We start from the raw sequence: 7,460 nt of genomic DNA, 5'->3' as shown, positions 1-7,460 counted from the left end.
AGGGTTTACCTGGTTAACGATATACAGCAACTGATCGTTTTTATCCGCGATAATGGCACTTTCGCTTGATGCAAGCTGCCCCTGCGGACTGCTCAGACTGGTACTCATTGCACCGCCCAGCGCACCAGAAAAATCGCTGAGCCTGCCGCTCAGAATATCCGCTTCATCCGGCACGTTCAGCCCGCTGTCCGTAATACGCACAGCGGGTACTGCGGTAGAAAAAGATTTATTTTCACTCATAGCAGTACCGTAAAAATGTCGTTATTGGTATCTGTAATGCGCAGCACTCCCGTTACTGTCCGGGCTTTATCCACAGTGACCTGGCAAATTGCGGCGCTCACGGTCGGCAGTTTAAGTGCTTCCTGTTGCAGGGTGGCATTCACCAGTTGTGTGCCGGGCCAGTGTCCGAGGATGCGTGACCAGTAAGGTATGCCGGACGTTGAGTCGTACCAGCACTCCCCCAGAAAGGTACTGCACGCACACGCCACATCCTGGGCTACCGCATGGGGATTATCAGTAATGGCAAAATTACCGGTATCATCCAGCAGGATGTCCCATGTCCCGGTGTCGAGAAGAAGCGATCGTGACTGCATATTTTCTCCTGTTTACTGCGGTCCCTGCGTGGTCGAACCGCCGGACTTAACACCACTGTGAACATGGTGTCCAAAATCAATACCGCCAATCTGCGCGCCACCGGAAAGCTCAGACTGTCCGGTAACATTAAGCCCCTGGCTGACGGCTGCATCCCCGTTAAGCGCGATTTTTGGCGAGTTAACAGTGAAACTTTTCGAGGCGTTCACGATGCCTTCCGGCGCAGAAATCTCCACTTTCCAGGGGGAAATAACCCGTATCTGGTTGTCAGCAAATTCCACGAACTGTACGGGCGCACCGTTAAGCACACCACCAAACCAGATGGCATCGGCGTAGTTATGAGTGCGTTTTGATCCCGGCATCGCGGCCTGACGCGTGGCTTTTACCGCACTGATATCCCGGTCGCAGATGCCGAGGAAACCAATATCGCCCACATGTGGCGGCATAATCACCGCATTGCTGCCCCCCTGTAGCCGCCATACGGGAAGGTTATAAATCACCTCATGCTCAACCGGGGAACCGTCTGCTGCAACGCCCATTACCATCGGTCGGACATCAATAAACTCCCCCTCCACCGCCACTACCTGCCCCAGAGTGATAAATACGTGTTTCCCGAGAAACTGCCGCAGCATAAAGTCCTGCGCATTGATTTCACTGTTTACGTCCGTCGGATTACTGAGTGGTTGTGCCATTATCGTTAAGCCTTGTCATGGTACAGTTGGAGCTCCACGGACCGCCCACGGTTCGCGAGGTAATGGTGTGTATCACTCCGGTTAACTGGTAATCGCCTGTCACGTTAGGTAGTGACGATTCCAGATGGACCCGCCGACCGAAGAAAAGATCGGGGCAGAATGTCGTGGTGGCGCTGAGGCCGGTCATGGTATAGACCGGATATCCAATAAGCCCATGGTCCGGCGAAATATGCACAGCCGGAATATCCAGGGCTTTGTCCTTCGGCCAGATGGTGACTTTCTCCGCGTCCCCCAGATCGATGTTAATATCGGCGGCTGAAGCGGCATCCAGCATTTGTTGTACAAGGTTTCCGGAAAAGTGTGGATTCGACAGGCTGCGACTGACACCCTGATTTTCAAATTTCAGCCCGGCAGATGACGCCAGAGCACGGATGATATCTGCAACAGGCACATCACCTTTCGCGCTGAAATCGGCCGCTGTCTGATTACGCAGGTTGAAACTAACCTGCCCGGTCAGAATAAGGGGTATATCCGGCGCCTGGTTGTAGTCCGCATACGCATCGGTAATATCTCCCTCGAAAATAAGCCGACCACCAGCCCGTACCCGCATTTCATTGGCCGTACTTTGAGCGGGTCGCCACACGCCCCGATAACTCAGGTCGGCCATATGCGCCGGAGACAACCCCCAGATATACAGGGTTATCTGCGTTCCGGCAGTTCCGCCATATACCGTGACAGTGGCAAAACATTTAGCTCCTGAAACAGTCAGAATATTGCCCTTACCATTGTCGAACGTCCGCCCGTCTGACAGGGTGAACTCCACGGTAATGTCACGCTGGACATAGCTCATCAGAATGCCTCCGGGAATCCCCGCCCTTCAGGGCGGGGAGCAGTCAAGTCAGCTCCTCAGGCGACAGCCAGTAGAGCCGGTACCGTGAACCAAGCCCCCGCCAGTCGGGATCGTGGTTCCCCTCCGTGTCGGAAAAAAACAGATCGCCCTGAAACGGCAGGTATCCGTACCGGACAATCCGGTTATTGTTCAGGCACAGCACGCCATACAGGCACGGTTCACCGTTAACGGTGATATCGATATACATCCCCGTAGTCCGCTGATTCAGGCGAATGGTGCAGACCTGAGCACCCAGTGTCACCGTAAACTGCTGGGCTTTGACGGGAGATAAAACAATTTCCAGCATCAGGTGATCCCCCTGTTCGTGACGCTTCGTCTGTCAGCGTCTGACGGTTGTGTCACTGACGCCGTAACTGGCTGCGTTTTAACCGATGCTGCCCCTTTTGCTTTATCGTTGTCCGTGGGAGACTGGTTATCCGTACTTCCCACTGACACCTCTCCTGTATTCATTACCGCCTGGAATACTGCGCTGACCGTCAGTAATGTCGGTCCATTATTACTTCGCGTTCGGTAGTCGTATTTCACCAGGTCGTAGGATGTCCATGTCTTGTCTGGCGTCTCAATATCGTAAAGTCCTGCTGTGGTACGCATCATTTCAAGCGTTTCCAGCACATTCGATCGCGAGGTGGTGGAAAAATTTGTCAGGTTCGGGACAGCCCCGGAAAATGCCGTCCCCCCCTCTACAGTGAAAGTTACATGCAGTTCCGGTGGTCGCTGGATTTTATTAAAGGTGGTATAGGCTCCCTGTTCGACGGGGGCGGTGGAAACAGAAGCCTCCGCCCCCACCTCAACGACAACAAAAGAATCCGGGGAGAAAGGCTTCCCGCCCTTCTGGTGAACACCAGCCGGATCATTCCATGCGTAATAAATACCGAATGACGGTGCCAGTACACTGTTAATGAGTCCCAGGACACCGCCGCCACGAACGGCACTCAGTACGTTACTTTCATTGAGCGAAAAGTTATTCAGGGAAAGATTATCCAAAGAGAAATTCATCCTGTTACCCCGCTGGAATAAACTGAAACAAGCGCCGAATTCCTGATACGCCTACGCGCATCATCGGTAATGCCCTTCACATTGTCCGAGGTTGTAGTGACATTCAGCGTCCCGATATGCGTGGTTTCCGTTACGGTGGACTGAGATACAGGCGCCGGATGACGCGAGTGTACGGCCATTGCCGCCCCCGGATGGGGCAGATTCGCCAGAACGCGGGGAATATAGTTACGGGTCTCCTCCGGAGCAGCAGCCAGCCCCTTACGCTGAACATTTCCCTCACCCCAGTTGTATGCCGCCAGAGCCTTAGCCAGATCGCCATGAAAAAACCGCAGCAGGCCACCAAGTTTTCTCGCGGCGGCATCAGCGGATTTTGCAGGATCAAAGGCATCGTTTCCCCTCAGACCAAATTCCTTAGCCGTCTGCGGCATGAACTGAAACAGTCCCATCGCACCAGCGCGTGAGACGGCAAACTGATTACCACCGGATTCAGTGATCGCAACACTGCGCAGCAGTCCGGTCGGCAGGTTATATTTTGCCTCCAGTTGGGACAGTTTCGGTTGCAGCCAGCCTAACAGAGCCTCCCCGGCCTTCGTCGGACGCGGGCGGTTTTGCATGGCATTACCGAGTTTTTCCTGCGTCGCACGCATACCCTGTAGCCAGGATGCCCCGGAGGCTGCTCCCCTCCCGGTTGCCAGAGAAGCCTGAGTATCCAGCATTCCCTGCTGCCATACTGTAGGTGATTGTGCATGGGTGATGTTGCCAGGCTTTTCTCCGGCATCCAGTTTTGCCTGGTATTCCTCCATCTCTTTCTTATTGAAAAAGAAAGTCCCGTCTGAAGCCCAGAAAAAACCATGCGAATCCAGCCAGTCCTTATTCTTCCTGCCAACGATGGATGTCATTAACCCGTCAACAACCGGGTAAAGCGCCGTTATCGCAAAAAGAAGGCCGCCGGGACCGTTGAGGGCCTTAGTCAGCCCCAGTACCCATGACGCCACTTTCAGCCCGATCAGCGTAATAATGACATTCTGCCAGCCCCCCATTTCTCCGGCAGCCTTATTCACCAAGGAGGCCACTGACTCAACTTTATTCAGAAATGTGGTGATAAATTTGTTCACTTCCTCCGGATGTTGCTGCATCCAGTCACCGAGTTTCTCCAGCCATTTGCTGAATTCCGTGGCATACGGCATCAGTGCCGTACCTATAGTCAGACCAATTGTTGTCCATACCTGGTCCAGTTCTGCAAGGGCTTCCCGCAATTTGCGGGCTTTCCGGATTTTATCGTCGGAGACCTGCGAACGGGATGTAAAGTCATCCACATCCTGAAGAGCATGGCCTGAGCCAAGAAACTGCTGCCCGGCATAACTGAACCCCAGCGCATTACCGTAGGCTGTCTGTTCTGACTTTGTCAGTCGCGGAAAGGCAGACGCCAGCTTGCGCATGATGACTTCGGTACTGTCGGTATTTAAATCAACACTGACACCCGCACGGGCTGCAACCTGAAACAAATCCTGCAACACAGGATCAAAGGACTTTCCGGCTTTGAATGCGGCTTTTGCATCCGTAATCCGGGAAAACGCCCCGGTGATCTCGCCAGCGTCAGCGCCATTCGCCTGCCCTGCGCGTATCCAGCCGTCCAGATGTTTCGCTTTCATGCCAAAGGCATCGGAGGAAATTGACAGCCGGTTAAGATCACCGGCAAACCCCGTGACCAGGCTTTTAATTCCCCCCAGTGTCAGGGTGACGCCTGCCAGCGCCAGTATCTGAGTACGTATGCCGGAAAAAAACGTTGATGCCCGTTTACCTGCTGCCTCCATTCTCTTGGCGGTTTTTTCGGCCTTTTTTCCGGTATTCGCGATGGCATCACCGGTTCGCTTCCCCGCCTGTTCCATACTCGCGGCAGTTTTATCAGCGTCAGAGCCTGTTTTCTTCAGGGCCTTACCCGTGCGCTCACCGGCGGCTTCCGTCTCACGTGCAGCTTTATCCGCATCACTGCCTGTTTTCGCCAGGGCATTACTGGCCTGTTTTTGCCCCAGTTCGAAAACATCCGCCACCCGCTCCATTGCGGCGGTCAGTCGGTCCAGTGCAGCGTGCGCAGCCTGTTCCCCGGCAGTAAAGTCCTTACTTTCTATATCCAGTGCCAGAACCAGCTCATCAAGTACCGCTGCCATTCTGTGTCTCCTGCATCACACGTTCGTTATGGGCGTCCACCTGAATAATCTCAAGCAGATCCCATAAGTCCTGCACACCAAGTACGGAATCCAGTTCGACTTTTGAAGCCTTACCGGAGGAGATAACGGTCGCAATGGTGCGGGGAACGTTAACGTAATCCACCACCCCGAACGGTCTGTCGGGGCCGAGATAACGCGGGGGAATATCTAGCTGGCGGCGGGACTGAAAAAATCCACATGCAGTCTGAATACCTCCGCACGTAAATTAAGCCTGGTGGTGATTTCCTCTATATCGTCTTCAATAAGAGGTCGCCGTATACCACGATTTTTCGGATCGGGAACAAACTGTATACATTCCATCATTTCATCCAGCAGTGGACGGGCTTCTTCCGGCGGGATTTTTGACAACGCTTTCAGCCCTTCCAGCGCCAGCGCAGCCATCCCCATACTGCGAACATCATCCGGTAACTCCACGCCGCCACGCCCCATCGCCATAATGGCGCGCATCGCCCACCATTCCGCCTGCGAGGCAGACATTTCGGTAAGGTGAAATACCTTGCCGTTATCCCGCCCCTGACCATCAATAGTGATAAATTTCTCTTTACGGGCCATCAGTTAAAAACCTCCGGAGTGATAGTTTCCCACTCGATAACCGCCTGTCCTGGCTGCAATGTACGCGCCGCGTCAGGCAGCGCTTTCCATTGTTTGAGTACGCCATTTACGCAGGTATATTTACGGCCTATCGCCGGAAGCAGCACGACAGCATTACAACGGAATACAGCCCGGCTGGTCCGGGATGTGGTTGACCAGGTATCAAAAATATCCCGGCTGGGTGAGTCCGGCATGATGTGAAACGTCTGGATAATGTTGCTGTACACAAATCCCGCAGACAGTTTACCGTCAATACCGCGGACGGTTTCCGCCAGTACCAGCGGATCGGTGCCATAAACGTTATCTGCGGCAAATCCCTGAAGTTGTACGCCGGAGGGATACAGGTTATTCACTGTCAGCGTGATAATGGCATCCGCCGCAGTGATGGTGTTGTTGTTACCTGACATTTACTGGACCTCCGTGGATGCAATAACAAGTTTCTGGATACTGCCGCCGTCACAGTACCAGAGCGTACAGGACGGGCTGCTACGTGTTGCCCGCAGAGAAGGCAGCATATCGCCGATATACAGGTAGTAGCCGGTGGCAAACAACGTTGAAGAAACATCCTCCTCCACAACATTGTTGATCTGCTTCTTCTGCGCCTCCGTCAGTGTCACCCCTTCACGGATACCGCCCCAGCGTTTGTACTGCTGGATAACGTCACTCATTGATGCCGCAACCAGCGCCCGCCCTTCATTGTTGTAGGGGATAGTCTGGTTTGACTTGAATAACGAGATCACAGCTCCCTGCAAATTGGCATTCAGCCAGATTTGCCCGCAGAAGCTGTCCAGCCATTTAAAATCGCCGGTAATGGTGCCATCCGCCCAGTAATCTTCCACCACACTGTTTTCCGCATATTTCCCATAGAAGTTGTAACCTGCGGCTATCAGTGCATCGTAATCGCTGCCACTGGTAACATCAGCGGCCAGACCTTCATACTCGCGGAACTTGAACGGCACGCGCCCCTCTGGTCGGACAAAATCAAGGCACGCCGCATACCCCAGTACCGCAGCCGCCCGGTTACCATCAGACGCGAAAACCGGTACAACAGCACTGTAGTTATTGACGGTGATTATCTGGTATGCGATATGACTGGTATCCCCTTTTACTTTGGCCTTACCAATGGTTGTCCATGCCACATAAAAGTAACGCTTGCCCTGCCCGTTTGCCCAGGCAGAAAACGCCAGGTGTTGCTCGTCAGTGACTTCAGATACTGTGGAAAATCCCGCCCATTGCTGGGAAGCGTCCTTAATGGCTACCATCGTGTCAGGTACATCAGATACAGGCGCGCCCTGGGATATCACCGCGCCCGTATTACTGGTCATCTTCAGGGGTTCCGCAGCCGATCCACTGCCGAACGTTATCGTGGTGCTCTCCGGTTTCGCCCCGGCGGCAGTAATGACGAAAGCATTCTGTGTGGTATCGAATACCACTGTTGCCACCGCCGCGGTC

General features: G+C 53.8%; 10 protein-coding genes and 1 pseudogene. All 11 read right to left on the bottom strand.

Annotated features, from left to right (window positions below; translation table 11 throughout):
* Positions 1–240 (bottom strand): annotated as a pseudogene (locus HV477_RS27335) (hypothetical protein); the annotation flags it as partial.
* Positions 237–593, bottom strand: coding sequence for a hypothetical protein (locus tag HV477_RS27330; protein WP_001191860.1), 357 nt, complete (start codon positions 591–593; stop codon positions 237–239). The pseudogene HV477_RS27335 and the gene HV477_RS27330, both read right to left, overlap by 4 nt.
* Before the next feature lie 12 nt (positions 594–605).
* Positions 606–1,283, bottom strand: coding sequence for a Gp138 family membrane-puncturing spike protein (locus HV477_RS27325; protein WP_058679902.1), 678 nt, complete (start codon positions 1,281–1,283; stop codon positions 606–608).
* Positions 1,264–2,133 carry a hypothetical protein gene (locus HV477_RS27320; RefSeq protein WP_058679900.1) on the bottom strand — a complete coding sequence of 290 codons (870 nt, stop codon included), beginning with the start codon at positions 2,131–2,133 and terminating at the stop codon, positions 1,264–1,266. Before HV477_RS27320 ends, HV477_RS27325 begins: the two co-directional genes overlap by 20 nt.
* Positions 2,134–2,176: 43 nt before the next feature.
* A complete protein-coding gene (locus HV477_RS27315; protein WP_000890115.1) occupies positions 2,177–2,479 on the bottom strand; it encodes a phage baseplate plug protein in 303 nt (100 codons plus the stop codon).
* Positions 2,479–3,189, bottom strand: a complete 711-nt coding sequence (locus tag HV477_RS27310) for a phage baseplate protein (RefSeq protein ID WP_001011706.1) — start codon at positions 3,187–3,189, stop codon at positions 2,479–2,481. The genes HV477_RS27315 and HV477_RS27310 overlap by 1 nt, the downstream gene beginning before the upstream one ends.
* The gene (locus HV477_RS27305; protein WP_065618862.1) at positions 3,186–5,357 is read right to left on the bottom strand and encodes a transglycosylase SLT domain-containing protein; all 2,172 of its coding nucleotides are present in this window, start codon (positions 5,355–5,357) and stop codon (positions 3,186–3,188) included. Before HV477_RS27305 ends, HV477_RS27310 begins: the two co-directional genes overlap by 4 nt.
* The gene (locus HV477_RS27300; RefSeq protein WP_000228831.1) at positions 5,341–5,523 is read right to left on the bottom strand and encodes a hypothetical protein; all 183 of its coding nucleotides are present in this window, start codon (positions 5,521–5,523) and stop codon (positions 5,341–5,343) included. The genes HV477_RS27305 and HV477_RS27300 overlap by 17 nt, the downstream gene beginning before the upstream one ends.
* 41 nt (positions 5,524–5,564) lie before the next feature.
* Positions 5,565–5,969, bottom strand: coding sequence for a hypothetical protein (locus HV477_RS27295; RefSeq protein ID WP_000101348.1), 405 nt, complete (start codon positions 5,967–5,969; stop codon positions 5,565–5,567).
* Positions 5,969–6,415 carry a phage tail fiber protein gene (locus HV477_RS27290; protein WP_000016414.1) on the bottom strand — a complete coding sequence of 149 codons (447 nt, stop codon included), beginning with the start codon at positions 6,413–6,415 and terminating at the stop codon, positions 5,969–5,971. Before HV477_RS27290 ends, HV477_RS27295 begins: the two co-directional genes overlap by 1 nt.
* A partial coding sequence (locus HV477_RS27285; protein ID WP_175065697.1) for a DUF3383 family protein occupies positions 6,416–7,460 on the bottom strand: 1,045 nt, incomplete at its 5' end.

It is taken from the genome of Salmonella sp. SG203 (genome assembly GCF_013350575.1).
GTDB classification, from domain to species: Bacteria; Pseudomonadota; Gammaproteobacteria; order Enterobacterales; family Enterobacteriaceae; genus Salmonella; species Salmonella enterica.
This window is presented reverse-complemented; position numbering and strand designations above follow the sequence as displayed.

Bases quoted from the DNA above. Each gene is read 5' to 3' on its own strand.
- HV477_RS27330 (WP_001191860.1), bottom strand. From the start codon at position 593: ATGCAGTCACGATCGCTTCTTCTCGACACCGGGACATGGGACATCCTG.
- HV477_RS27325 (WP_058679902.1), bottom strand. From the start codon at position 1,283: ATGGCACAACCACTCAGTAATCCGACGGACGTAAACAGTGAAATCAAT.
- HV477_RS27320 (WP_058679900.1), bottom strand. From the start codon at position 2,133: ATGAGCTATGTCCAGCGTGACATTACCGTGGAGTTCACCCTGTCAGAC.
- HV477_RS27315 (WP_000890115.1), bottom strand. From the start codon at position 2,479: ATGCTGGAAATTGTTTTATCTCCCGTCAAAGCCCAGCAGTTTACGGTG.
- HV477_RS27310 (WP_001011706.1), bottom strand. From the start codon at position 3,189: ATGAATTTCTCTTTGGATAATCTTTCCCTGAATAACTTTTCGCTCAAT.
- HV477_RS27305 (WP_065618862.1), bottom strand. From the start codon at position 5,357: ATGGCAGCGGTACTTGATGAGCTGGTTCTGGCACTGGATATAGAAAGT.
- HV477_RS27295 (WP_000101348.1), bottom strand. From the start codon at position 5,969: ATGGCCCGTAAAGAGAAATTTATCACTATTGATGGTCAGGGGCGGGAT.
- HV477_RS27290 (WP_000016414.1), bottom strand. From the start codon at position 6,415: ATGTCAGGTAACAACAACACCATCACTGCGGCGGATGCCATTATCACG.